General features: G+C 60.6%; 23 protein-coding genes. 13 read left to right on the plus strand and 10 right to left on the minus strand.

Going from position 1 to position 25,837, the window contains the following annotated elements:
- Nucleotides 1-1,153 precede the first annotated feature (1,153 nt).
- Nucleotides 1,154-1,468 carry an MTH1187 family thiamine-binding protein gene (locus LIX00_RS19845; protein WP_227356287.1) on the plus strand — a complete coding sequence of 105 codons (315 nt, stop codon included), beginning with the start codon at nucleotides 1,154-1,156 and terminating at the stop codon, nucleotides 1,466-1,468.
- Nucleotides 1,455-2,639, plus strand: a complete 1,185-nt coding sequence (locus LIX00_RS19850; protein WP_227356288.1) for a thiolase family protein — start codon at nucleotides 1,455-1,457, stop codon at nucleotides 2,637-2,639. The genes LIX00_RS19845 and LIX00_RS19850 overlap by 14 nt, the downstream gene beginning before the upstream one ends.
- Before the next feature lie 199 nt (nucleotides 2,640-2,838).
- Here LIX00_RS19850 and LIX00_RS19855 read toward each other — a convergent pair whose 3' ends face one another.
- Nucleotides 2,839-4,035: a hypothetical protein gene (locus LIX00_RS19855; RefSeq protein ID WP_227356289.1), complete on the minus strand. Its 1,197-nt coding sequence runs from the start codon at nucleotides 4,033-4,035 to the stop codon at nucleotides 2,839-2,841.
- 297 nt (nucleotides 4,036-4,332) lie between these two features.
- Here LIX00_RS19855 and LIX00_RS19860 point away from each other — a divergent pair, with 297 nt between their 5' ends.
- On the plus strand, nucleotides 4,333-5,871 hold the full coding sequence (locus tag LIX00_RS19860; RefSeq protein WP_227356290.1) for a pyridoxal phosphate-dependent decarboxylase family protein: 1,539 nt from the start codon (nucleotides 4,333-4,335) through the stop codon (nucleotides 5,869-5,871).
- Between the two features lie 95 nt (nucleotides 5,872-5,966).
- Here the strand turns inward: LIX00_RS19860 and LIX00_RS19865 are convergent, their stop codons facing one another.
- A complete protein-coding gene (locus LIX00_RS19865) occupies nucleotides 5,967-6,530 on the minus strand; it encodes a hypothetical protein (RefSeq protein ID WP_227356291.1) in 564 nt (187 codons plus the stop codon).
- Between the two features lie 359 nt (nucleotides 6,531-6,889).
- Here LIX00_RS19865 and LIX00_RS19870 point away from each other — a divergent pair, with 359 nt between their 5' ends.
- Complete coding sequence (locus tag LIX00_RS19870; RefSeq protein WP_227356292.1) at nucleotides 6,890-7,456, plus strand: metal-dependent hydrolase; 567 nt, start codon at nucleotides 6,890-6,892, stop codon at nucleotides 7,454-7,456.
- Between the two features lie 330 nt (nucleotides 7,457-7,786).
- Entirely contained in the window at nucleotides 7,787-8,308 is a 522-nt protein-coding gene (locus LIX00_RS19875) for a DUF488 domain-containing protein (RefSeq protein WP_227356293.1), read from the plus strand.
- An 86-nt stretch (nucleotides 8,309-8,394) separates the two neighbouring features.
- Here the strand turns inward: LIX00_RS19875 and LIX00_RS19880 are convergent, their stop codons facing one another.
- On the minus strand, nucleotides 8,395-9,375 hold the full coding sequence (locus LIX00_RS19880; protein WP_227356294.1) for a succinylglutamate desuccinylase/aspartoacylase family protein: 981 nt from the start codon (nucleotides 9,373-9,375) through the stop codon (nucleotides 8,395-8,397).
- A 307-nt stretch (nucleotides 9,376-9,682) separates the two neighbouring features.
- Here LIX00_RS19880 and LIX00_RS19885 point away from each other — a divergent pair, with 307 nt between their 5' ends.
- The 7 genes from LIX00_RS19885 (at nucleotide 9,683) to LIX00_RS19915 (ending at nucleotide 16,298) form a co-directional block, all read left to right on the plus strand.
- On the plus strand, nucleotides 9,683-10,711 hold the full coding sequence (locus tag LIX00_RS19885; RefSeq protein ID WP_227356295.1) for a CDP-glycerol glycerophosphotransferase family protein: 1,029 nt from the start codon (nucleotides 9,683-9,685) through the stop codon (nucleotides 10,709-10,711).
- Entirely contained in the window at nucleotides 10,699-11,409 is a 711-nt protein-coding gene (locus LIX00_RS19890) for an NTP transferase domain-containing protein (RefSeq protein ID WP_227356296.1), read from the plus strand. The genes LIX00_RS19885 and LIX00_RS19890 overlap by 13 nt, the downstream gene beginning before the upstream one ends.
- A gap of 36 nt (nucleotides 11,410-11,445) precedes the next feature.
- Nucleotides 11,446-12,144, plus strand: a complete 699-nt coding sequence (locus LIX00_RS19895; protein WP_227356297.1) for a glycerophosphodiester phosphodiesterase — start codon at nucleotides 11,446-11,448, stop codon at nucleotides 12,142-12,144.
- Between the two features lie 251 nt (nucleotides 12,145-12,395).
- Nucleotides 12,396-12,704, plus strand: a complete 309-nt coding sequence (locus LIX00_RS19900) for a HalOD1 output domain-containing protein (RefSeq protein ID WP_227356298.1) — start codon at nucleotides 12,396-12,398, stop codon at nucleotides 12,702-12,704.
- A gap of 1,178 nt (nucleotides 12,705-13,882) precedes the next feature.
- Nucleotides 13,883-14,161: a DUF8044 family membrane protein gene (locus LIX00_RS19905; protein ID WP_227356299.1), complete on the plus strand. Its 279-nt coding sequence runs from the start codon at nucleotides 13,883-13,885 to the stop codon at nucleotides 14,159-14,161.
- The gene (locus LIX00_RS19910; RefSeq protein ID WP_227356300.1) at nucleotides 14,158-15,210 is read left to right on the plus strand and encodes a DUF4350 domain-containing protein; all 1,053 of its coding nucleotides are present in this window, start codon (nucleotides 14,158-14,160) and stop codon (nucleotides 15,208-15,210) included. Before LIX00_RS19905 ends, LIX00_RS19910 begins: the two co-directional genes overlap by 4 nt.
- A gap of 71 nt (nucleotides 15,211-15,281) precedes the next feature.
- Nucleotides 15,282-16,298 carry an AAA family ATPase gene (locus LIX00_RS19915; RefSeq protein WP_227356301.1) on the plus strand — a complete coding sequence of 339 codons (1,017 nt, stop codon included), beginning with the start codon at nucleotides 15,282-15,284 and terminating at the stop codon, nucleotides 16,296-16,298.
- 235 nt (nucleotides 16,299-16,533) lie between these two features.
- Here LIX00_RS19915 and LIX00_RS19920 read toward each other — a convergent pair whose 3' ends face one another.
- Entirely contained in the window at nucleotides 16,534-17,529 is a 996-nt protein-coding gene (locus tag LIX00_RS19920) for an NAD-dependent epimerase/dehydratase family protein (RefSeq protein WP_227356302.1), read from the minus strand.
- Complete coding sequence (locus tag LIX00_RS19925) at nucleotides 17,522-18,487, minus strand: NAD-dependent epimerase/dehydratase family protein (protein ID WP_227356303.1); 966 nt, start codon at nucleotides 18,485-18,487, stop codon at nucleotides 17,522-17,524. The genes LIX00_RS19920 and LIX00_RS19925 overlap by 8 nt, the downstream gene beginning before the upstream one ends.
- Before the next feature lie 370 nt (nucleotides 18,488-18,857).
- Between LIX00_RS19925 and LIX00_RS19930 the strand changes: the two genes are divergently transcribed.
- The gene (locus LIX00_RS19930) at nucleotides 18,858-19,880 is read left to right on the plus strand and encodes a glycosyltransferase family 2 protein (protein WP_227356304.1); all 1,023 of its coding nucleotides are present in this window, start codon (nucleotides 18,858-18,860) and stop codon (nucleotides 19,878-19,880) included.
- A gap of 103 nt (nucleotides 19,881-19,983) precedes the next feature.
- Here LIX00_RS19930 and LIX00_RS19935 read toward each other — a convergent pair whose 3' ends face one another.
- Genes LIX00_RS19935 through LIX00_RS19955 form a run of 5 tightly spaced genes read right to left on the minus strand, consistent with a single transcriptional unit; the run spans nucleotide 19,984 to nucleotide 25,780 of the window.
- On the minus strand, nucleotides 19,984-21,210 hold the full coding sequence (locus LIX00_RS19935; RefSeq protein WP_227356305.1) for a glycosyltransferase family 4 protein: 1,227 nt from the start codon (nucleotides 21,208-21,210) through the stop codon (nucleotides 19,984-19,986).
- A complete protein-coding gene (locus LIX00_RS19940) occupies nucleotides 21,203-22,483 on the minus strand; it encodes a nucleotide sugar dehydrogenase (protein ID WP_227356306.1) in 1,281 nt (426 codons plus the stop codon). The genes LIX00_RS19935 and LIX00_RS19940 overlap by 8 nt, the downstream gene beginning before the upstream one ends.
- Nucleotides 22,470-23,387, minus strand: coding sequence for an NAD-dependent epimerase/dehydratase family protein (locus LIX00_RS19945; protein ID WP_227356307.1), 918 nt, complete (start codon nucleotides 23,385-23,387; stop codon nucleotides 22,470-22,472). The genes LIX00_RS19940 and LIX00_RS19945 overlap by 14 nt, the downstream gene beginning before the upstream one ends.
- A 35-nt stretch (nucleotides 23,388-23,422) precedes the next feature.
- Nucleotides 23,423-24,547, minus strand: coding sequence for a non-hydrolyzing UDP-N-acetylglucosamine 2-epimerase (wecB, locus tag LIX00_RS19950; protein ID WP_227356308.1), 1,125 nt, complete (start codon nucleotides 24,545-24,547; stop codon nucleotides 23,423-23,425).
- Nucleotides 24,548-24,592: 45 nt separating this feature from the next.
- Complete coding sequence (locus tag LIX00_RS19955) at nucleotides 24,593-25,780, minus strand: glycosyltransferase family 4 protein (RefSeq protein ID WP_227356309.1); 1,188 nt, start codon at nucleotides 25,778-25,780, stop codon at nucleotides 24,593-24,595.
- Between the last annotated feature and the right edge of the window lie 57 nt (nucleotides 25,781-25,837).

Below are 25,837 nucleotides of genomic sequence, written 5' to 3' on the forward strand. Positions count from 1 at the left end.
GAGCCGCCCGCCAAACTTTCCTCAGTAGCAGCCTTCCACGAGCCATCGGGGCGGTGGTGACGGGACAACAACGATTACCAGCCTTAAAACACGGCGCCCCCTTCCCCCGATTCTCGTCCGTCTCGGACGGAGTTCGTTGGGAGAACTCGGAACTCGAGAGTACGGTATTCCACCGCGAAACTCGATATCGCTTCCCGGCACCGAAAATCGTGTCGCCAGGGTAGCGTCTCTGATGAGTCGGCAGAGGACGCTTTGACGGCCACCCTGGACTCCGATTTGTTTCCCTCGCTGTGTCGGGCATCCCCCGATTGGCGCGTGTCAACCAATGCCCGACGGAATAGGATACCAGCTAGCACGTCTAATCCGTTGTGACCACGTCATCAAAATTGCGGGCTGGAAAACGTATTCTGGCCGACCGTAGACGTGTACCCTGGCGACCACGAAATTCGCTACGTCGTCCCGAAATTGTTTACACGGTATCTCGCCGTCTCGGCGATGGGCCATTTGACGGATATCCCGGTCGCCGAAAACGGATGCGCCCGCTTCTGGAGATGAGGTTCCAGCAAAGAAGTGGATCGCGGTCACGATCGCATCCGAGAGAACGGTACGCAGACGGACGTAGCCGTAGCTCTGTCGCTCCGGAAAACGGTCTGGAACCGCTTCCACGCTCGAGGCGTATTTTATTCGAACGATGCGGCCAGCGGGACGGTTCCGTACCGCCCGTCTACCAAAATCCGAGCACGAAGAGCGACCAGAGGTCTCCTTCCACCGGAAGGGTCGCTCGAGAACGTTGACCGTTACGCCGAACGAGTAACACCGTTTCCGGCGCTAGTTCGGAGAAGGATTTCGCAGGTGAGCGCGCATCGACTTCCCCACGCTATCGGGTAAGTTATTCTAAACGGTCCGTTGGAGGAGCGGTCAAATCGGTCGAAGACTACCCTTCCTTCAATTCCTTCAGTCGAGCGAGGAGTCCGTCGAGTGAGTCGTCGCCGGTGTGCTCTCCGAGAGGGAAGCGGTTCGGGAACGGCGGCCGTCAGTTGCCCGCGTCCGATTCGCGGGTCCGTCGGTGTTCCTCTTCCGGTGGCGTCACGTCTCACTGTCCTCCCCCCGGTCGGCCCGTACGGTTTAGGAACTGCACCTCGTTACGGTGTGCGTGACAGTCATTGCATCACTCAGCGTAACGCCGGTACCGAAAGAATCGATGGCGGAGGACGTCGCGACAGCGGTCGAAGAACTCGATGGATTCGACGTCTCGTACGAGACGAACGCGATGGGAACCGTGATCGAGGCGGACGACATCGACGAACTGTTTGCAGCGGTAAAGGCCGCCCACCGAGCGGTCGATGCCGAACGGGTCGCCACCGTCCTGCAGATCGATGACGAGCGAACCACCGACGAGCAGGCCGATGAGCAGGTTACGTCCGTCGAGGAGGAACTAGGTCGGGAAGCGACGGATGACTCCGCGTGAGAACGTCGTGCTCGTGGATGGGGTTCGGACACCGCACGGGACGCTGCTCGGCTCGCTCGCGGACGTGTCAGCCGTCGACCTCGGAAAAACAGCGCTCGACGGCCTACTCGACCGCATCCCACTCGACCCAAATCGGATCGACTGGGTCGGACTCGGAAATGCGATTCAGGCGGGTATCGGTCAGGTTCCCGCCCGACAGGCGGTCGTAAAATCCGACCTCCCGAACACCACCGAAGTCACGACGATCAACGAAGCGTCCGGTTCAGGTGTCCGGGCGATCGCACTCGCCGCCGATCGAATCGATGCCGGTCGCTCCTCGTTCGCCATCGCGGGCGGGTTCGAGTCGATGACCAACGCCCCGTGGATTCTCCCCGATCACCGGAAAGGGAAGCGCCACGGGAACGTCACGCTCGAAGATTCGATGATCCTCGACGCCCTCTGGGACGTCAACCTCGACGTTCACATGGGCGAGATCGCCGAACGACTCGTCGACCGAGCCGGTGATCAGTACGATCTCTCGCGCGGACGGCAGGACCGGTACGCTCTCGAGAGTCATCGGTTAGCGGCCGAAGCGATAGAAAACGGAACTTTCGACGACGAAATCGTCCCGGTGGAGACGCCAACCGGTACCGTCGACCGCGACGAGGGACCGCGTCCGGAGTCGACCCTGGAGGATCTCTCTCGACTATCGCCAGCGTTCCGGGAAGACGGTACCGTGACACCCGCGAACGCGTCGAAGCTCTCGGACGGCGCCGGGGCCGTTTTGCTCGCCGATGCCGATGCAGCCGCTGACGCCGGTCTCGACCCGATGGCTCGGTTATTGGACTACGAAGTCGTCTACCGAAACCCGGACGAGTTCAACGAAGCGGTCGGCGATGTGGTCGAACGGCTTCTCGACGCTAACGATCTCGACGCCGACGATATCGGCGCGTACTGGATTAACGAAGCGTTCGCGGTCCAGTCCGTCTACGTCATGGAACGAATCGGCATTCCCCGCGAAAGGATGAATCCCCGCGGCGGCGCCGTCGCCTTCGGACACCCGATCGGAGCCTCTGGCGGCATGCTGACGGCCTCGCTTGCGTACCAGTTCCGCCAGGAGGAGTTCGAGTACGGCCTCGTTGGTATGAGTATCGGCGGCGGTGGTGCAATACTATCGCTGTGGCAGCGGTAGCGGCTCGACGTGGGGGGCCTCGCGAGTGCCGTCGATAGAGAATTCCGGTAGCCACCCGTCGAGGCAGCACGATTCGGGTCGACGCTGATTGGGAAGCGGACAACCCTCGATCCTCCGGTATATTCTCCGAGCTTGCTCGGCTCACACGCGGGAATGGCGACCCGACGTTCCTGCGCACCGAATTCGGGATTGCTGCGGTTCAATCCGCAGGAACGATCGAGCTCGATCGATCGGGCCGCCGTGCTGCTTCGACCGAATAGATCAGGCTTCCGGCGAACAGGACGATACTGCCGACGATGAACAGTGCGCTCAGCGGGGAGGCGGTATCGACGAACACCCAGTACAGCGGTGCTGCGATGGAGGGGCCGGCAGCTAACACAGCGATTTTGGCGACGAGCGGACCGCAGCAGCCGCAGGTACACGATCCGACAATCGCAGCACTCCCGACGGTTCCTTCCGTCATGCCCGCCCGTTCTTCGACGCGCCAGTGGCGAGCGATGAGGGCGGCGTTCAACCCGATAAGGGTGCTCAGCAGTCCGACCACGATGATCTGTCCGGGCGAAATCGCCAGGAATAGCGGGACGTGCGGCAGTGCGATTTCGAGCGTCGGCCACGTGACCAACTGATAGGTCGCGGGCAAGACGACAACGGTGTTTTCGTGCGGGAACGCCTCATCCGGGAAAAACGATAGATAGCCCGTTACAGTGACGAAGAATAGAGCGAGCACGACGCCGACTCCGATTCCGAACCGACGAGCAATTGGATCGCGTAACACTGCGCGGAGCGTACTTCCCGCGTCTTTCCAGACGACGTAACCGACGAGGATGGGAGTACCGAAGACGATCGCGTATCCGAGCGGGTGAGAATCGCCGGTCGAACCCGAAAGGAGATAGGGATACGCGATCCACATCCCCGCTATAATTCCGAGGAAGGTGTAGCGAGGTCGGTTCGGCCATCGAAGCAAGCCGACGACGAGACTCGTTACCGTGATCAACAGGCCGACCGACAACGCCAGCGGCTGATACCACGAACGTGGGAACGGCATCGACCGCGCCGAATAGGTGGGATCAGATGACAGCCCTTCGAAGAGGATAACCCCGAGCGCAGTTACGGCGATTCCGGCGAACACACCGTAGAGCGCGACCGTTGGCGAAATACGGTTAGTACGCTTGAGGAGAACGGCGCCTCCGAGGACGACGATACCGCCGAGACCGAGGAGGATTCCGTGCCACTGAGCGAGCCCCGCCGTCGCAGTTGCCCCGTGCGCGGCGGCGGTGGGGATTCGCGTAAGCGAGAGCGTAAAAAGGAGTAGAACGGAAAGCGGTCGTCCGAACCTGAGATAGGGCAACCTCTCTTCGGCATCTCCGTCTCTCGATCGCCCCCGTGTCAGTACCATTAGCGGATCTTGACGTGCGATCCACTTCTATCTGACTACTTTCGTAGAGCGAGTGGAGATGTAGAGGGAAGGTTGCTCGGTTGGTCACGATGCGTTTTAGCGCGTACTCGTCGTCCGAGAAGCCGGTTCGCTGGACGGCGGTACGAACGGTGTGTTCCTTCGGTGTCCTCCCGCATCAGCGGTGGGGTGGACGCGGACATCGCCGGCGAAACCGGCGTCGTTTATTCGACCGACAAACGGGTCATCGATCCGCGGTCCGAGGGAATCGTTAACTTCCCACATAGAGTATCGTCTGCTATGACACCCTCGGACGAATCCTCGGTCGCCGAAATCGACAGCGAGAGGTTCAGAGACTTGGGATACCGGACGGTTGATTTGATCGCCGACTACTACGAGGGTATCCGTGACCGCCCGGTTTACGTCCAGGCCGAACCGGCGGACGTCGTCGCTGCGTTCGAAGAGCCCCTCCCCGAGAACGGTGAAGATCCGGAGACGATCCTCGACGCCGTAGAAGAGTACGTCATCCCGTACGCGACCCACAATCCCTCGCCGCGGTACTTCGGCTTCGTGATGGGATCGGGAACCGCGCTCGCTCCGCTGGCCGACGCTATCGCGGCGACGGTTAATATGAATACGGGCGGCTGGCACCCCGCACCCTCCGGAACGGAAGTCGAGCGCCGTTGCATCCGGTGGTTAGCCGAGGCGATTGGATTCACGCCCGATACCGGCGGCCTACTGACCAGCGGCGGAACGATGGCCAACTTCACCGCCCTTCTGGCTGCGCTCCGTGACCGTACTAATTACGAGACCACCGGTTCCGGGTTGCAAGGAGCGGACCGACCGCGATACACGATTTACATGGTCGACCACGAAGGCCACTCCAGCGTCGTTCGGGCCGCGGACATGCTAAATCTCGGGCGCGACGCCGTTCGGCGCGTCCCGAGTCGCGACGACTTCACGATGGACGTGACCGCATTAGAACGGATGCTCGAGGCCGATCGAGCGAACGGCGACGAACCGTTCTGCGTCGTCGGGCAGGCGGGCTCCATTAACGTCAGTGCGATCGACCCGCTCGACGCGATCGCCGATGTCTGTGCGGAGCGGGATCTCTGGTTCCACGTCGATGGGGCCTGCGGGGCAGTCGGGGCGATGGTTCCCGAGTTCGAATCTCGTTACGTCGGGATGCAACGGGCCGATTCCGTGACGCTCGACCCCCACAAGTGGCTGTTTATTCCCTACGAGTGCGGAGCAGTTCTCGTCCGGGAGCAGACCGTACTCGCAAAGACCTTCGCGATGGACGCGTCGTATCTCCGCGGATCGATCGCGGAGACCCCGGAGGAATTCGACTACTACGAGTTCGGACCGCAGATGTCGCGCGGGTTCCGCGCGCTGAAACTCTGGATGACCCTGAAACAGTACGGGTTGGAGGGATATCGAACGCTGCTCCGAAAGAGTGTCGACTGTGCCGAGCACCTCGATTCGCTCGTCGATGCCCACGACGACTTCGCGACGGTTCAGGAGCCGAACCTGTTCATCTACTCGTTTCGCTACGTTCCGGCGGACCTCCGAGAGGTGCTGGCCGACCCGCCGGCAATCCCGTTGGCGAGAATCCACCAGTACGTAGACGAACTGAACCAGAGCATCGCCGACGAGGTCGTACAGAGCGGGCTCGCGTTTCTCACGACCACGAGCATCCGCGGCAGGCGCGCTCTCCGGATGTCCATCTGCAGCCATCGGACGACCGTCGAAGACATCGAAACGGTGTTCGACGGCCTGGCAGAGACGGGAGCGCGGTTAGACGAGGAGTGGCGCGAGAGCGCGGGCCTACCGGTCTGATCTCGATCGAACCGATACACGAACCGCGCCGCTGGTCGATGCGATCACGACCGAGAGCTACTCGCATTCCGAAGCGGGCGAGCGAAGCGACGTGATTACGCCGTGGCCGGAGACCTGCAAGAGTCGAAACCGAGGGTCAGTCGTGGCGGCGATTTCGAACGCGGGAGGCCACGGGCGTTGCAGCGGTCGATATCCACGACGAACTCCGTAGTAGTGACGAGCGCGATTCGAGCGTTGAACGCGAACTCGTCCCGGTTCTCACCGCTACCCAGTCGATACGTATCGCTGTTCAACAACTGGGTGTACTGCCGAACGGCGAGCGAGAGTGCCGTGCTGAACGTAGAAGGTGTATTTCGTCGGTAGCGTATCCGGTACGCAGGATTCGCCCAGCGAGCCCACGGATATCGACTCGGCGCATCGGGTTTGCCTCTGGTCATTTCCTCTCGGTCGACGCAGCCGCCCCATCCGTACTCCCCACGCTTGCTGCGAGCGTTCCGAATCCACGAGTCGGCACAGAACGGCGTGAGGACGACCACGTACACGGCGTCCTCGTACAGGAGATAGATACCGGAGATACGGTCCGGGTCGTGTTCGGTTCGTGAGTACCGCGGAAGACCCGACAGCGCCTGCGCCACCGTATCGTACTCGCGTTCGGTCACTTCGATGTCCGCAGCGCCGGTTCGCCGTGCTCGTCGGAGCCCCCGTTGTAGAGGAGCGATATCTTCGTTCGTCGGAGGCGTCGGTGACTATCGCGCCGGGTGGATTAGCAGTAGACAGCAACTGCAGCCAGCCACCACTCACCCCCGGGTCGTTAACGCAACCGGAGAGGGCGGAGAGAGGCGGCAATTGTAGCGAGGAACCTCCGTCGATTCACGTATCACATTTCACATAGATGGTTAAATAGTTTCTCGATATAGATTCCCTAATTGAGCGTTTGATATCCCCATAAATGCCGGTTTCGGGAAGGGACGCACCTCTCGGGGACAATGGTTATCCGTCTCGCGGCCAATTTTGAACCATGGCCGACGTCGCTGGACACATCGCCGTCGGAGCACTGTTCGCAATCCCGGCGTGGTTTTTATGGAATCGCCGGCCCGCGATGCTGTTCATCGGCATCACGATCGTCAGCGCGCTCTTTCCGGACAGCGACTTGTACTTGCGGAAGATATTCCCCACGATACACCACCACGGTGTGACCCATACTCTCCTTTTTGCCATCGTCGTGAGTCTCGTCGGTGGCGCTATCGCGGCAGTCGTATTGACCGACTACCTCGATCGAAATTGGTTCCCGGAAGGAACTCTCGATCGAGAGACCGTATTCGTCTTCTGTGCGAGTGCTTTCTTCCTCGGGAGCATTAGCCATATTTTCGCCGACATGCTCTCAGCGCCGGACATCGCCCCGCGACTCGAACCGTTGTGGCCGCTCGTGAACGGACAGATCGTGACGCTCGATCTTTACTACTACAACTCACCGCTCGTGAACTTCGGACTGTTCGCGGTTGCACTCGTGATTCACGCGGTTCTCTACTGGCGGGACGGCTACCAAATCACCAATCGCTATATCGTCAACGAACAGTCCCACTAGCGGAAGCGCTCGTATTTCTGACTCAAAAACCCGGTCGGCGGATTCTCTATCGTACTCCCGATATCACCGGATAGAGATCCGAAAACGGAATCTCGGTCATCACGGGGGAGACGAGCGTTGTCGGGTAGCTTTCGCGCCGGTCACCGGGACCCCTCGTTCAGCGGGTTCGAGAACACGGCATCGACCGCACCTCCGTCCATCTCTCGCCCGTATGCGCGATTTTTCTCGGGTGACGAGACCCCGGCTTCGGGTAGAAGCCGGACGGTCCCGTCTCGGCGATCAACGCCTTTCGCCAACGCGCCTTTTACCCTCTGTCCCCTATCGGTCCGCGTGACACGCGCGTACACCATCGGGCACTCCTCACGTTCGATCGAGGAGTTCATATCGGCGCTTCGCAGCTACGACGTCACGCTCGCGGTCGATATCCGCCGGTTCCCTGGCTCGCGTCGAAATCCGCAGTTCGATGCCGACGCGCTCGCCGGGGCTCTCGACGAGCAGGGCATCGAGTATCGCCATCTCGAGGCGCTCGGAGGGCGACGTTCGTCCCCGTTGGAGGATTCGCCGAACGATGCGTGGGAGAACGACTCGTTCCGGGCCTACGCCGACTACGCGCTCACCGACGAGTTTCAGACCGCGCTCGACGAGGTGGTCGCGCTCGCCGAAACGTCCGTGCCGGTGATCGTCTGCGCCGAGGCCGTCTATTGGCGCTGTCACCGCCGTATCGTCGCCGATTGGCTCCTCGCCCGCGGCTGCGAGGTCGTCGATATCTACGACGCTGACCGCGCTGACGAGCACGAACTGACTCGCTTCGCGGAGGTAACCGACGGGCGGGTTACCTACCCGGCTGACTGATCGCAGTCACGCCGCAGGACCGACCCCTAGTTTATCGTTTCCTTGTAAACGTGATCGTTGGTCGGGGTGTCACGCCGACCGAGGGCTCAGCCCTCCGCCTCGATCGGCTCCGCGATGTTAGCGAGCGCCTCGCCCATTATGATCGTCGCTTCTTGCGTCAGTGCGTAGAGGAGACCGTCTCGATCCGCTCGAACGGTTTGGAGTGGCTCGTACGTCGTCGGATCGTACAGTGTCCCGAGGAACGCGCCGCTCCGAACTGACGAGCCGACGGTGACGTCCGGATTAGAGCGAAAGAGACCGGACTCCGATGCGACGATGCGACCGAGATGATTACGAGCGAGGGTTTGCGGCCCCGTGTCGATCGGTGCACCATCGAGGATATCCAGGTGCCGCAGTACGTTTAAAATCCCCGTGACGCCGGCATCGACGGCATCTTCGAGAATTTGTTTGTTGTACGCCAACTCCGGCGTGATGCTCGGAATCCCTTCTTCGACCGCGGCGACGCGAAGTTTCCCCCCGAAGCTTCGCCGATGCCATTCCTCGCTCGCGGCCGCGTGTGCTTGCTCGGTGAGCAGTAGCTTGGTACCGAAGACGCGCCCTAGCGCGAGTGATTTATCGTGCCCTGCCAGTGCGACCACGTGGGGAAGCATATCCGGACTGCCCGTGTGCAAGTCGATGATTACGTCCGCTTGGCGAGCGTGTTGCCAAAGCCGCGCCGCCATTCGCTCGTGAACGGTTCCGTTTTGGTTCCCCGGCCAGACTCGGTTCATATTTGGATTGACCGGATCCAGTTGCTCCGGAGTAATGTACGAGACGTGATCGAAGGTGAGCGGATCTGCAACCGGCACGGCGATGACTCGGCCCGCCAAATCGACGTCGACGATGTGATCGTGCAGCCGGCGAAGAACCTCCGCCCCGTTCACTTCGCGACCGTGTTGTGCGGCCTGTAAATACACCGTTGGCCCCTCGTCAGAACCGGTGTAGGTGTGTATCGTCGTCTCGATTTGCGTCCCCGATGGTAGCCGTGCGAGCGTTTCCTTCGTCGCCGTATGTGTGCTCTCTCCCATTACTGCTCTCACGCGCCCGTAAACGAACTCTCTTCCGAATGATTTCAACGATAGTTCGTGTTGAATCGGGGTTGAAGGTGAGAGGGCTCGCTTTCCCTCGCCGTGGCGGGTCGGGACGCGAGAACCGCGTTCGTACGGTGACCGTTCATTCCGGCTATTTCGCTCTCGCTGGCACGAGCGCGTGACTCGTCGCGGTTCGCGGGCACCGTTTGTCCTGCAGCAAGGGACATTATTAAATATGAACCACACCTAGTTAGTAGGGAAGACGAGACGCAGTTGCGTTGCTATCGCGTTATTCGAGTATAACGTGCTCGTTTCCAGGGGTGGAATAAGAGGGGTAATTATGGTCGAAATACTGTATGTCATAGAGCGAGAATTCATGGGGAAGACGTTCGAATCGATCGATAGGCACGTCACCGTCCCATCAGCGTATCTTCCGGTTCGATCGGAAGCCCGTGGATGCAGCGACACTATATCGGAGATCGACGTCGACGATATAACCGATATCAACCGTAACGTACGGACGATCGACCCGGCGGTCGTGGTGTACAACCACCGATACCGCATCAAGGACATCGATTTTTACGACGAGTACCCGCTCGTCCACGTCCGCCACGGTGCGTCGATTGGACGTGGAGAGAGAACCGTAACGGCAGAAACGATCAGACACGCCGTCGCCGTCGCACTTGCACCCGGCGAGCGGTGGGCGCGGCGATACCGAGCGGCGTTTTCCGACGACACCCGCGTCGCAGTCGTCGGTATTCCGGAGGCCGACGACCTCGTCACGACCGACGCACCTCGCGAAAAACGGGTGCTGTACGCGCCGACCAATCACAACTACGGCGGTGGTTCCTATTTGAACACCGCCAAAGCGGTCCTCGACACGTTCGCCGACGCCGAGTACGAACTGCTCTTCCGACCGCATCCGATGGATCGAATCGAGGAGCCGGGGCGGTCGCTCACGAGAGCGTGCAAGAAGCGAATCTCAACGCTGCCGAACGTTACCTTCGATGAGAATCCGACGCCGAACGCGAGCATGCGGGTCGCCGACCTGCTCGTTTCCGACTACTCCGGTATCATCGCCGAGTGGCTCCACACCGAACGGCCGCTCATCCAGCTAACCGATATCGCCACCGAGGAAAACGTCGTCCCCGAGATCGGATACGCAACGAGCGTCGTCGACTTCGATATCTCGTCCGTCGGCGACCTGTACGAACGCGGCTACCCCGATTCGATCGCCGAGCGCGAGGCGGCGCGTCGCGCGGAACTCGGCATTCCGATGGACGGACGGGCCGGCGAACGCGCCGCCAAGGAGGTGCTCGCATGCAGGCAGTGATTCTCGCGGCGGGTTGCGGAAGCCGGATGGGAGACGCGACCGCCGAGATTCCGAAGGCCTTCCTCGAGGTCAACGACCGGACGCTTTACGACCGGCAACGCGAAGCACTCGACGGTCGCGTCGACGGGATTACGATCGTGCTCGGCTACAGGTGCGAGAACGTCATCGGCGACCTCACCGCAACCGAGGTCATCGTCCTCGAAGGTTGGGAGAAGTACGAAAACGCGGAGTCGCTTCGACGTGCGCTCGAATGTATCGACGACGACGTTCTCGTGTTGAACGGCGACGTGGTGGTCACGCCGTCGGTTATCGACCGGCTACTCCAGCGTCACGAGGCGCTGAACGGTCGGTACAACGTCGTCGCCTGTCTTCCGGGCCGTCAGACCGAACACACCGCGATCCGATGCGACGAGGAGGGAACCGTCATCGACTACGGGATGGTTCCCGGCCTTCGCCACGCCGGCGTCGGAATCGTCAGTCGTCGGTACCGGACGGAGGCGATCGAGTTCCTCGCCCGTAACCGCACGGAATGGTATCCACACGTTTACGCCGAGTTGCCGACGAAGCGACATCTGATTCCGCCCGTCCATCATCTCGAAATCAATCGGCCCGACGACCTCGCGAGTGCACGTAAACGATTATCGCACCGCGATAACCGACGTTCAACGGCGTCGACCGATCCGATTTCGAAACGGTAGACTTATTCTTCGGGAGTTCAGTGCACCGATAGAGTAATGGAACTCATCGCCCATCGAGGGTGTGCGGATCAATATCCTGAAAACACCGTCTTTGCAGTCGAGCGAGCATCGCGCGATTTTTCGGCCATCGAGATAGACGTCCGACGATGTCGGTCGGGAGAGCTCGTCGTCTTCCACGACGAAACCGTCGATCGCCTGACCGAAGGGCGCGGTTCGGTCGCCGGGAAAGAATGGGACGAACTACGGAACCTAGAGATTCTGGACTCCGGCGAGCGAATTCCGCTGTTATCCGAGGCGCTGGCCGCGATTCCGTCGAGCGTGAGCGTTCAAATCGAACTCAAACAAACGGGGACGGCAGCCGACGTGCTGCGACGCATCGACGACGCAGGCGTAGACGCACGCATCACCTCGTTCCTCCCGAGCGCACTGACAGAGGTGCGGGAACACGACCCGAGTGTGAAGCGAGGCTACCTGTTCGGCGAGCCGGTCGATGCCACCGTCGGTATCCAAACCGCGCTCACCCTCGAGTGTGACTCGCTCCACCCTCACTCGACGCAGTGTCTGGAGACGGGTATCGTCGACCTCGCTCACGAAAACGATCTCGACGTAATCGCCTGGGCGGCCGGCGACGAGGCCGTCATCAGCGATCTGTACACGGCCGGCGTAGATGCGGCAACCGCCGACCGATACACGACAGTTGTGCAGGCATCCATCGGATCAGTGGCCGCCGACTGACGCGATCGGATATTTCGTGAGTGGAATCATCCGTGACGTTCACAGAACCATCCATCGAGAAAAAGCCGCCCGAGTTCCCGTTTAGCGTATACCGTATCAGAAGCTGGTCACGTATCCGAGACAAGCGGTTCCATAAAGACCGACCCTCTCCCTCGTACACCTCGGAAGAATCCGTATCGGGGTGAGCGTATCGGTTCTCAGACGCTCGGTACGGTAGATATGCCGAAAAAACAGCCACTTCGCTTACCACCATGACCGCCGATGGTCAAATGATGACCAGCGAGACGCCACTTGAACCCGGCGAAATCCGTCACTGGAGTTTCCGCGCCGAAGACGACGGCGACCCACAAGCAGATGTCGCAGAAGTAATTGCGATGTTCGAAGGCAAGGACGTCGACGAGCTCACGCCCGTCTACGACGCGATCGATTCCTTCATGAGCAACCTCTTTACGAGCCCACCGCCGGAACCCGCGCAGGCTAAAATCGAGTTCACCTACGAGGGCTATCGCGTATCGGTCTATCAGGACGGCGAAGCAACGTTTCTCAAAATCGGCGAGTGAACGTGACGCGTCAGTTCCGATAACTACCGAATACGGTAGTCCGCAGCCACCCTTCGGGTGGTCAGCGACGTCCGATTTTAACGGGAATCCAACGGTTCACCGGGCTGGTCCGTTTGTATCGCGTCTTTCGATCGAACCGGGTAGTATCGGACGCGTATCGTACTACTTCTCGACGTTTACTAGAACCGGCGTCGCCGGTTCCTTTCCGTTTGCGCCGTTTTCTTCGGGTCTTTACGTCGGTTCACCGCCGATACGCGCGAAGGGTAATTTTTCGCGCGGACGGCACGCGGATGTCGGAGAAGTACCGTCCATCGACGCCGATTTTCGGTACCCTATTTTCGTATTATATTCTCACACGAGTACGAGAGGAAAAGAGAGCGCTGATTCTATCACCGATTCTCTCGGTGGTGAAAATGGCTATATAATTTCCAGATAATATATTTTCCCCTTCAAACCGCCCTAATACCCAGTTATGAGGATTTTTCGAATGAATTTTAGTGATTTTAAATTCTACTCAACGCAGCTATATACTTCCGCTCGCGAGTAGGTACTCTTTTCTCGTACGATAGCACGTTCTCAGGTCCTTATTTCCTCCTGACCGGCATCGGCTTATTTTAGACTCCGAATCATCAAGGAACCGGTTACGAACGAACGCGGGTTTCGGCACCTCCTCGGTTTCTCCGCGAAGCGTTATCGACGCGCCTTCCGTGCACCGACGTTTCCGGGGAATCGTCGCCCGCTCTCGAAGTTCGTGCCACCGTGACGTTTTGGGTCGACTACCGTGTCTGGATTTTTCCGATCTACCTACTCTGTTCCAGTACCATTCCATTACGCCCATAGTAATGTAATAGAATGGCGTGCGTACCGTTCGCCGAAACGGTTAGCGTCCTCCTTGTAAATACGATTTTCCGTTCTGAGAAGCCAGGGCGGGGGCGTCGATCCGATTCGACCGGCTAATTCGTATGCTTCAAACGAGGATGGCGACGGAACTCGAAGAGCCTAAAATACCGTGCTCCGATGGTAGTCCTCCGTTACTGCGACGCGGTGCGGAACCGTACGGGGCGGAGATCGTTTGCGGACCCTTGTAGTCGTGGTGTCGCAGGAAGAAAGAAAGGCCGACACGAGCGGCGATCTTCCACCCCCACGGCTTAAGTTCGCGAAGGACGTTTGGGAAGACGATGGTCACTCGACGCCGCCAACGCTTTATTCACTGGCAGGTCCTGTGGATGGTCTCTGCGCTCGTCGCTTTGGTTGCGTTAGGCGTCTTCTCCCTTCCCCTTTTTTTCGTCGTTTCCTTCGTCGGGTTCGTCATCGTGGTCGAACTGACTACTCCGGTTAACGTCGCTCCGCGGTGGCGGGCGCGACTGCGATGGATCACGATCCTCGGATTTTTGATTCTCATGGTCATCGTCGTTCGAAAGATCCTGAAAATCGTACCTTCGGGGTTGATTCCGTGAGCAACCCACTCGATGCGGAGTACCCGAAACTGCTTCTCCTCGCGCTGGCCGTGGTGACGATCGGAGCGCTTTTCGTAGCCATGAGCACATCGACGGCGTCGTTCAGCAGTTACAACTCCGCGTGGGACGGCGCGTCGAAACTACAGTCCGAAGCGAGTGCTACCGGGGCAGATAGCAAGATAGTTCGGAAGACGGCGATGTACGATGACGCGAATCCGAACGGGACGGTCGCGGTCGTTCTCTCCCCCGATACGCCGTACCGTCCCGCCGAACGCGCCGACGTTAAGGAGTTCGTTCAGAACGGGGGGACGCTCATCGTCGCGGAGGATTTCGGCCCGCACTCCAATCCGCTGCTCCGATCGCTCGGAGCGAAAACGCGCGTAGACGGTCAACTCGTTCGGGACGAGCGGTACAACTATCGATCCCCGGCGATGCCGGTGGCGCGTAACGTAGGGAACCGCTCCCTCACCCGAGGCGTCGAGAGGCTTACGCTCAATTACGGGACGGTCGTCCGCCCGCACAACGCGACCGTGCTCGCGAACACGTCGGAGTACGCCTACCTCGATGCGAATCGGAACGGGAATCTGGACGCCGACGAGACGCTCGCAACTCATCCGGTCGCCGCCACTGAGCGCATCGGCGACGGACGAGTCATCATCGTCAGCGATCCGAGCCTGTTCGTCAACGCGATGCTCGACCGATCCGGAAACCGGGCGTTCGTCCGTCAGATCTTCGAAGGCCACTCGACGGTACTACTGGATTACTCACACGCAAACGAGCTTCCGCCGCTGGCGCTCGCCGTACTGACGCTTCGAACGTCTCCGCTACTTCAGATCGTCGTAGGAGCCTGCGGAATCGGGATGCTCGCACTCTGGGTGAGACGGCCGGAACTGCCGCGACGACTCGCCGAGTTCCGGCGGAATGACGTCGCGGATAGTACCCCGCGAGTCGGCGAACGCGAGATGGTCGCCTACGTCGAAAAACGACACCCCGAGTGGGACTCCGAGCGCGTCGAACGAGTCGTCGAGTCGCTACGCGAAAAGCGATAGGGGGCGATGAACACCCGCCACGGGCGCACCGCGCCAGATGAATTATCTGGCTGGAAGTCGAAGCCGCACCAATGGGTAATCCAGCCGAGATCTACACCAGCGTCGTCGACGAAGTGAGCAACGTTCTGATCGGAAACGAGGCGATCGTCGAAAACCTCACGATCGCGATGCTATCGCGGGGCCACGTGCTTTTGGAGGGGGTACCGGGCGTGGCGAAGACGACGATCGCCAATTTATTTGCGCGCGCGACGGGCTTGGAGTACAACCGAATGCAGATGACGCCCGACCTCCTTCCCGCCGACATCACCGGGACGTACGTTTACCGGGAAGGAACCGGCGAGTTCGAGATTCAACGCGGACCGATCTTCGCGAACGTCGCCGTCGCCGACGAGATCAACCGCGCAACCCCGAAAACCCAGAGTGCACTGCTGGAGGCGATGCAGGAGCAGGCGGTGACGATCCAGGGAGACACGTTCCCGCTTGCGTCCCCCTTCATCGTGATCGCGACCCAAAACCCGATCGAGATGGAGGGTACGTACGAACTCCCGGAGGCGCAGCGCGATCGCTTCCAACTCAAACTGACGGTGGACCTGCTCGAACGAGACGACGAACTCGAGTTACTGAACCGATTCGATGGTCACCCCGATCTCGGATCGGAGGACGTATCGCAGGTCGTGTCGGTCGATGACATCATCTCCGCTCGGGATATCGTCTCGGACGTGTACATCGACGAAGCGGTGAAGGGATACATCTTGGACATCATCGGAGCGACGCGCGAGAATTCGAACGTGAAATACGGCGCATCGCCGCGGTCGTCGCTGGCATTTCTCAACGCCGCAAAAGCGCGCGCCGCCATTCACGGACGGGAGTACGTCATCCCGGACGACGTGAAGGCTTTAGCGAAACCGATTCTGATTCACCGCCTCCAGATCAACACCGAAGCGGAGCTGAGTGGCGTGACGAGCGGCGATCTCGTCGAGGAGATCCTCGAGTCGGTATCACCGCCGAGCGGCGCCGTCGATGCCGAGAATGCGGACGTCTCGGATGGTGACGGGACGGTACCGGTAAGCCAGAGAGAGGGAGATTGAACCGAGGAGCGCGACCGTCCGTTCGGTCTCGTTAGTCCGGTTCTGCGACCGACGGAACGAGTACTCCCGCTTTCGAGCCGCTTCGAGTTTATGGCCCGGGTCCCTTTCCTAACTCGAACGAAGCGGCGGTGTGAGGAACGTAGCTCGTCGAAATCGAACCGGCGGGAAGGTGAATCGGACGCGCTCGCTGGAACCATGGATGCGGATCCACCGTTACGCCCTCATCGGTCGCCGTTCAGGCGCTATCGTCGACTTTCCGTCTGACGAGTTCTCGGACGCTATCCTCGATCTCCTCGTCGGCCGTCCAGTCCAGTTCCGTCCGCGCCTTGCTCGTGTCGACGGAGAACTCCTCGACCAGTGTTTCGTTCCCTCGCGGGTTGTCGACGAGCTGGACGTCCACATCGACGTCCGCCTCTTCTGCGACGGTCTGCCGTACGAGGTGGGCGATGTCGATGACGCTCCTATCGTTGCCGCTCGCTATTTCGTACGCCGATGTTCCGGTTTCGCCCCCCTCTAACTCCTCGAGTAGACGCTCCGCGCTTCGCAGATACGCGTCGGCCACGTCGACGACGTGGATGTAGTCGCGCGACTGAGTCCCCGGCTCGTAGACGGTCAGCGGTTCGTTCGAGAGTGCGCGGTTCACGAAGAAGTTGACGACCGTCCCTTTCGAGAGCACTTGTCCGTCGATCGAATGCTCCCCGTAGACGTTGGATTTCATGAAGAGGTGCGCGGGAAACGTTTCCTCCGCGAGCGCGGTGACGGCGTGCTCACCGAGTAGCTTCGTTCGACCGTACCAGTTCATCGGCGCTCGCGGGAAGTCGGTCGTGATGGGGAACGAAGTCGGGTCGCCGAGCACGGCCATACTGAACGGGAACGTGAGACCGGAACCGGTCTTTCGACACCACCACGCGACGTTGTTCGTTCCCTGCACGTTGACTTCCTGAGCGAGATCGGGATTCGCCTCGCAGTCGTCTACGCCGCTGAGCGCGGCGAGGTGCAGAACCAAGTCGGACCCCGAGAGCGCTCGCTCGAGACGTTCACGGTTGCGAACGTCGACGTACTCGATACTCGTGTCGGCCACGGACCGAACCTGGCCGTTGTAGTAATTGTCGAGGCCGCGGACGTCCCACTCCGGGTGGACGGCGTTGAGTTGGTTCACGACGCGGCTCCCGATGTACCCGGCGGCACCGGTGACGGTAACGCGCGGTGCATCGGAGTTGTCCTCAGCCACGGACCGACACCTCCGGCGCTGCTTCGAATCCGCGGAAACGCCGTATCAGTTCCCTGATTCCCTCGCGGAGCGACCAACTCAGTTCGAATCCCGTCTCGGTCATTCGATCGAAGTTAACGTGGTAGGACGGCCCCGGATTCTTGTCTTCGAGATACGTAATCTCCGTCCCGGTTCTCGTCTCCTCGCGGACGAGTTTGCCGATCTCCGAGATACGGTAGTTTTCCCCGTTCACGCCGACGTTGTACTCGGTCTTCGGCCACGAAGCGGGACTGCGGACGGCGTGGGCGTACGCCCGAGCGGCGTCGTGAACGTGGATAAACGGCCGCCAGTTGGTTCCGTCTCCGTACACCGTTAGCGGTCGGTCGGTTAGCGCCTGAAAGACGAATCGATTGGCGACGAGGTTGAACCGCATCCCCGGCGCGTACCCGTAGTTCGTACTCATTCGTAGCGCCGTGCCGGCGATCCCGTACTCGTCGACGTACTGCCGCAGTAAGTCCTCGGCTTCGACTTTCGTTTCCGCGTACGGCGTTAGGGGATCGGGCTCAGTTCCCTCGTCGATGTTCGTGCTACCCGCGCGTCCGTAGATGTTGCACGAAGACGCGTACACGAAGTTCTCGACATCGAACTTTCTCGCCGCATTCAGCGCGTTCCTCATCCCTTCTAAGTTCACGGAGCGAGTTTCGTCCGGTCGATTGTGAGTGCTCTCAGCACCGGTTATCGCGGCGAGGTGAACGACGGCGTCGACGTTCCGCGTGGCGTTTTCAACGTCGTCGTAATTGCGGACGTCGCCCCGATAGAACGAGAACTCCTCCGCGACGTTCGCATCGAATAAATTTCGCGGAGATCCGGTTTCTAAGGAGTCGAGGACGACGACCTCCTCTATTTCGGTCGCTTCCTGTAATTCGGGGACGAGGACGCTCCCGATGTAACCGCATCCCCCGGTAACTAGCACCCGCATTAGTATCGGGGAGTAGCGTCGACTCGCCCGTTCTTCCGAATGAGCCGTAAGGGTGTTCGTCGATTATGCCTACCGTTGCTGGTGTCGAATAGCACTACCATCTACCTCTAAAAGGATGACATCGGCTAGTGGTAAAAAGATTACACTCTTCCTGCTCGAATATCGGTTATTAATTCATAGACGCCGGAGATCGAACCAGGGCGACAACGCTAACTGACGGCACACTAGTTAGATGGTTATCAAGTCAGCTCGCATCCATTACTACTATAGCGGGCAGTGGTGATGAGTGGTGGTAGAGCATGGGTGGGCTAGTCGGACGACCGATCAGTAACAGCGGAAGCGATAGGGGCTCCGCTAAAAGGAGCGACCGATGAGTTTTTCCCTCGATTTATTCCTCGTGGGGATCGCCGTCACGATCCTCGTTTGGGGGTTCAATCGGTATCGAACGCAGTTCGTCAAGGCCGATCTGCTCACCGGAATCATCCTGGCGGTTGGAGTTCTCGGGTTCGTGTTCGTCCCGCAGATCTACGACCTCGTCGGCCTAGCACTCGATATCCGAAAACGATTCGTCGTCGTCGCGCTGCTGGGGAATCTCGCGCTTCTCACGCTCGTTCTCTACCTCCACACGAACGTTCGGACCACCCGCAAGCGAGTGAATAAGCTGACCCGAAACCTCTCTATCGACCAACTCTCGGATTCTCCCGGCGAACGGGGGGATATTCAGGTCGTCATCCCGGCGTACAACGAGGAGAGCACGATTCGGACCATCGTCGAATCGCTACCGGATTCGATCGCGGAGCGGAAAGTCACGCCGATCGTCGTCTCGGACGGCTCCGCGGACGACACCGCGGAACGAGCGCGCATCGACTCCTCGATCGTCGTCGAACATCCGCTCAATCAGGGACAGGGAGGCGCGCTGAAGACGGGATTCGAGATCGCGCGACGGACGGGCGCATCCATCATCGTAACGATGGACGGTGACGGCCAGCACCCTGTGGAGGAACTCGAGGCGCTCATCTTACCGATCATCAACGACGAGGCGGATTTCGTGATGGGGTCGAGATACAAGGGAACCGATCGCTCCGGGAACGGAACGATCCGCCGAGCCGGGATTCGGGTGTTTACCGCTCTCATAAACGTTCTCCTGAAATCCGACATAACCGACTGCACGAACGGATTCCGTGCGATCCGCGGCGACAGCCTTACCGAACTCACGCTGACGGAAGAGCGGTTCAGCGCGCCGGAGTTGATCATCGAAGCGCGAAAGAACGGCCTCCGAATCATGGAGATTCCGATAACCATCAACGAACGACAGGACGGGGAGACGAAAAAGCCGCGCCTCGGGTACGCGATCGGACTCGTTCGGACGATAATCAGTACGTGGATGCGGTAGCGTTCGTCCTCCGCGACGGATACCATTCTCGCGTGTAATCGCAGCGAAGCCGCTTCGCCCGGACGGAGGCCGCTCGCGCACCGACCGTTCGAGGAACGGTCAGTTACGCGCTTTCTCGCGCCACCTTCGAAAGCACCGAACCCGCCCGCTCACCGATGGTCTCCCACCGATGGTTGGTGGCGATGAATTCGACGCCTCGCTCGCCCATTCCCCTCCGCTTTTCGTCGTCGGCGATGAGTCGTCGCATCGCGTCGGCGATCTCGTTCGGATCGTTCGCGACCGCGATACCGGCATCGACGTTGTCGGTGACCGATCTGATCTCCGCGGTCTCGCTGGCGACGTACGGTGTTCCGACGGCCATCGTCTCGAGGAACTTGGTCGGACGCGCGTAATCGAGTTGGTGGTCCGTTTTAAGCGGCACCCAGCTGAGCGTCGACGAGGCGACCAAGTCCGCGACCTCTTCGCGGGGAACGACGCCGCGAAACGTAACGCTGGATCCGATGCCGAGGTCGTCGCACAGCGCTTCGAGTTCCTCCCGTCGTTCCCCGAACCCGACCATCAGGAGCTCGTGATCGTAGTCGTCGGTCAGATCCGCGAATCCGCGGAGAAACGGTTCGAACGCCTGCCCGACGCCCAGCTTCCCGGTGTAGACGACTCGAGGTACGGATCTCCCCGACGCGCCGTCGAACAGATCCGTGTTCACGCCGAACGGGAGCACCGTGAACTGGTCCGACCCGACGTCGTATTTCTCCCGATACTGCCGAGCCATCGTCGGTGTAATCACCGTGACGTGGTCGGCGTGCGTGATCGCGAGCCGTTCGAGGTAGCTAACCGCGCTGTAGCTGATCGAGCGCTCGGACACGAACCCGAAGTCGGCCGCGTTGTCGATCCAGAGGTCGAAGACGTCCACCACCCATCCCCGACCGAGCGCTTTCGCTACGACGCCCGGAAGGAGGGTGCTGTGCGGTCCGACGAGCGTCACTACGCAGTCGTAACGCCACCACGTACAGAGCACGTACAGAGCGGCGTGAACCGCGAAAATGGCGTAGTTGAGTATTCGGGCGAAGTTCGATCTGTCCTCGGCCGGTTGGTACGTCCACAGGCGCGTCACGGGGACGCCCTCGACCCGTTCGCGTTTCCACGGACGGTACGTCCGGTCGAACTCCTCGCACGGAACCGACGGCGGTGGACAGACGACGTGAGGTTCGAACCGCTCCGGAAGGTGTCGGCTCATCTGCTGCCATCGATGCGCGCCTCCGACGGATTCCGGGGGGAACATCTGCGAAACGACGAGCACGCGCACCGTCTCCGTGTTCGCCGATTCACTCATCGTACCGTCGAGGATCGAGCGGATTTTCTCCCCCGAAACGTAGCAGCTGAATACCCGCTTCAGCCAGTTCCGGTTCGAGCGCGCGCAGTTCCGCGTCGGTCGCGTCGTGCGAAACGAGTTGAAGAACGACGTCGGGTTTCACCCTGCGAAGTAGCGAATCGAGGTCGTCGTACCCCATTCCGTCTACGTGGCGGTCGTAGTGATCGACGCGAAAGTGCTCGTTGCGAAGGGACTCTACGATCTCTATCGCGGGACTGTTCCTGGAATCGTACGTCTCCGGCTTGTACGCCGCGCCGAGGGCGAGGATTAGCGGGGCCGTCCGATCGCCGACCGCTTGACGGATCTTTCGAGCGGCGACCTCCGGCATCTTATCGTTGATTCGCCGCGAGCCCGTGATGAGATTCGTGTGCTCCGGGTCGACCTCGTTGAGGAACCAGGGATCGACGGGGAGACAGTGGCCGCCCACCCCGATTCCGGGCGTCAGTATATCGACGCGCGGATGGTTGTTCGCCAGTTCGATGACCCGATTCATGTTCAGGTCGAGTTGCTCGCCGATGAGCGCGAATTCGTTCGCCAGCGCGATGTTGACGTCGCGAAACGTGTTTTCGAGGAGTTTGCACAGTTCCGCGGAGAGTAGATCCGTGAAGTAGACGTCCCCCTCCAAGAACGGTTCGTATATCGCCGCCGCGCGGCGCCTGCTCGCGTCGTCCACGCCGCCGATGATGCGGTCGTTGTGTCGAATCTCCTCGAAGACGTTGCCGGGGAGGATTCGTTCCGGCGAGTGCGCCAGTTGTACGTCTCGTCCGGGTTCGAACCCCTCCTGCCGGAGCGTCGGTACGATCGTCTTTTCGAAGGTGCGCGGTGGCAGAGTCGACTCGATGTTCACCAGATCACCCTCGGAGAGGTACGGGAGGATCGAATCGAGCGCGGTCTCGACGAACGAGATGTCGGGCGTCTTGCTCGGCTCCGCCAAGGGCGTCGGAACCGATATGACGAAAGCGTCGCCCTCGGTGGGCTCGGTTCGCGCTTCGAGGTGCTCGCTCACACGGTCGCTGGCTAACAGCGTCTCGAACTCGTCCTCGTCAAAGTTGAGGTTTCGGTCGTTGATCGCCTTCACCACCTTCTCGTCGATGTCGACGCCGACGACGTTCCGTTCGTGCTTCGCGAGCAGGAGCGCGAGCGGCAATCCGATGAATCCGGTACCGACAACGACGATCGTGTCGAGCGCGTCTCCGCCGGCCGCCCGTGCGACTCGATCGTTACTCGACGTCATAGTACTCACGCATCCACTCGATCGTTTCCGGAACTCCCTCCTCCAACGGAACTCGCGCCTCGTGGTTCAGGTGACGCTTGGTCTTCTCGACGCTGGCCCGCTTGTTCAGCGTGTTGTGGGGCTCTCTGCCGCGATACTCGACGAGGTCGTCGTCCTTGTCGAGGTAGTCGAGGACGAGATCCGAAAGTTCCGCGATGTCGTGGTACTCCTCGCCGGCGATGTTGTACGCCTCGCCGGGGTTGAAGTTCTCGACGATGTTCGCGAGCGTGCGAACCGTGTCGTCGATGTACGTGAACGACCGGTGGTGGTTCACGTAAACGTGGTACGGTAAATCGTGGAGCGAGCGGTAGCAGAACTTGCAGACGACGCTTCGGTACTCGCTGTACTTCTCCCCGGGACCGTAGGTGTTGAAGAATCGAACGCGCACGGTCTCGGTGTCGTAGCGGTCGGCGGCGTTCAAGATTTGCTGTTCGTTCACCCACTTCGAGATGGCGTAATCGTTCAGATGGCGAGGGCCGTCTCGCAACGGAACGTCTTCGGTCATGACGCCGTCGTAGTCGCCGTACACCTCGCTACTCGAGGAGAATATCATGCGGAATCCGTGCTCCTTCTGGAGTCGGAGCATGTTCTTCGTTCCGACGGCGTTCGAATTCCACATCGTTTCGTAGAAGTCCTCCCCGTTTCGCCTCCCGAATTCGGCGGCGAGGTGGTAGACGTAATCGAAATCCCGACTCTCGAACACTCGTTCGAGTTGCCGATACTCGCTCACGTCGCAGCGGTAGTATCGATCGCGTTCGTGCCACGGGAGATCCGCAACCCAGACGTCGTGGCCTCGGGATTCTAACTCCTCTGTGAGCGGTGCGCCAATCGCACCTAACCCTCCGGTGACTAAGATGTCCGTCATCGCAGCAAAGTAGACACCGGCCGGTGTTATTTAGTTTATGGACGCGTCCCGCCCGATCGTCCGTCGCTCGGGTCGTCGCCGTTCAGTAACGCGTCGACGATGCGTTCGGCCGCCGTCCCGTTTCCGAAGGGATTCGGCCAGTCGCGCGTCGCCGATAGCATCTGTTCCCCAGCGGTACGGATGCGATCCGGGTCGGTGCCGACGAGGACGTTCGCGTTCACTTCGAGCGTCTCCGGTCGCTCCGTCGCCGTTCGCATCGTCACGCACGGCGTGTTGAGGATACACGCCTCCTCCTGAACGCCGCCCGAGTCGGTGAAGACGAGCGCGGATGCGCTTTCGAGTCGGAGGAAATCGAGGAAGTCCTGCGGTTCGATGACTCGTATCACGTCCGGAACCGGCAAGTCGTGCGCCGCGAGCATGGATTCGGCCCTCGGGTGGAGCGGGTACACGATGTCGCTATCGGTCTCCTCGGCGAAGGAGGCGACCCCGTCGAGGATGCACGCGAATCGACCGGGGTCGTCGACGTTGCTCGCACGGTGCGCGGTCATGAGACAGAACTCCCCGGGAATGAGGTCGTGCTCGTCGAGGACGGTGCTTCGCTGCGCCGCCAACTTTCGGTGCTGCTCGACCGCGTCGACGATGGTGTTTCCCGTGACGAAGATCCGATCGTCGGAAATGCCCTCTGCCCGCAAGTACTCCTTGGACTGCTCGGTCGGCGCGAACAGGTAATCCGCGGCGTGGTCGGTGAGCACCCGGTTGACCTCCTCGGGCATCCGGCGATCAAAACTCCGTAACCCCGCCTCGACGTGGGCGAGTTCGACGTCGAGTTTCGCCGACGCGAGCGCTCCGGCGAGAACGGAGTTCGTATCGCCCTGAACTAAGACGGCGTCGGGCCGTTCGTCCGCGAGCACGTCCTCGATACGGGCGAGCATCTCGGCGGTCTGTCGCCCGTGTGACCCCGAACCCACGTCGAGATTGTACTCCGGCGGCGGGAGGTCGAGTTGCTCGAAGAACACCGCGTCCAAGTTTTCGGAGTAGTGCTGTCCCGTATGAATCACCGCGTTCGGAACGTTATCGTCGCCGAACTTTCGTATTATTGGTGACAGTTTTATGATCTCCGGACGCGTCCCTAGTATCGTTACGAATCTCGTGTCCCCCATTCCAATTTGAAACGCTACCTCCGACCTCAAGAAGGCTACTGTTTTTCACGACGAGGTCGAGAGTGAAACGCCTTCCGCGGCCGACTCCCCCTTGACCGCCGCGCGGTACGCGCGTTCGTGTCGGTCGGCGCACCGCTCTAGCGAGAACACGCGCTCCGCTCGACGTCGCGCTCGGTTTCCCCGCCGTCGTCGTTCCTCGGGTCGGCAGATCGCCTGACTCACGGCCGTTGCCAGCGAGTCGGGGTCCTTCGGCGGGACGACCCATCCGTGCGAACCGTCGCGGATCTGTTCGCTAACGCCGCCGACGTCCGTGGCCACGATGGGGCGGCGCATCGCCATCGCCTCGAGAACGGCCATCGGACACGCCTCCGCGACCGACGGCAGCACGAAAATATCGAACAGGGCGAGCACCTCGGCGACGTCCGAACGGTGGCCGAGGAAGTGGACGATACCGTCGAGATCGAGCTTCGAACGGAGCCGTTCAAGGCGACGGACGTACTCGGCGCGCGTCTCGAGTCGCTTGCCGACGATCAGTACGGTGACGGAACCGTGCCGGTCGACGATCCGTCTCGTAGCTCGCAGCAAGTACTCGTACCCTTTTATCGGATTGAGGTTACCGATGGCTCCGATGACCGTCCTCTCCGAATCTAAGTTCACTGCTTCCGGCAGTCCATCGACGGACGGCTCGATCCGATCGGGGTCGAACGCGCGTACGTCAACCGGCGCGTATATCGTTCGGTGGGAACTCTCCGCTGAGAAGTAGTGATCGTCGACGGCGTCGGCGGCGACGACGATCTCGTCCGCGAGTCGAGTCGCCAGCGCCGCCGCAATCCGGGTTACCGGCCACGACATCGACGTGTCGTTGAAGTGCCAAACGAGCGGAACGTCGGCGGCAGCGGCCGCGATCCCGGCTTGGACGTTCAACGGGCCGTTCACGTGAGCGACGTCGGCGGACGCGGCGCCGAAGACGCGCGCGATCTGACGGGTTGAAAGAGGGAGGTTTGCGAGGTATCGTGCGTTCGCGCCGACCCTGCGCGGCGGACGGAGGCGGGGGAGACCGGGTCGGTAGACGTCGAATCCGCGTTCGACCGCTCGCCGCTCGAACGCGTCCGTTCCGTTCGGGAGGAGAAACGACGTCTCGATACCTCGCTCTCGGAGTTTCACGGCGACGGACAGCGCCCGGAGTTGCGGACCGCCGACGCGAGGGTCGGGAAGGCAGTTCAGCACTCGCATTCGTTCGAGTTGTTTCTCTCCCTGCGTATAACTCCTTGGTCGGGGCTCACGTTCATC

It is taken from the genome of Haladaptatus salinisoli (genome assembly GCF_020614375.1).
Taxonomy (GTDB): domain Archaea; phylum Halobacteriota; class Halobacteria; order Halobacteriales; family Haladaptataceae; genus Haladaptatus; species Haladaptatus salinisoli.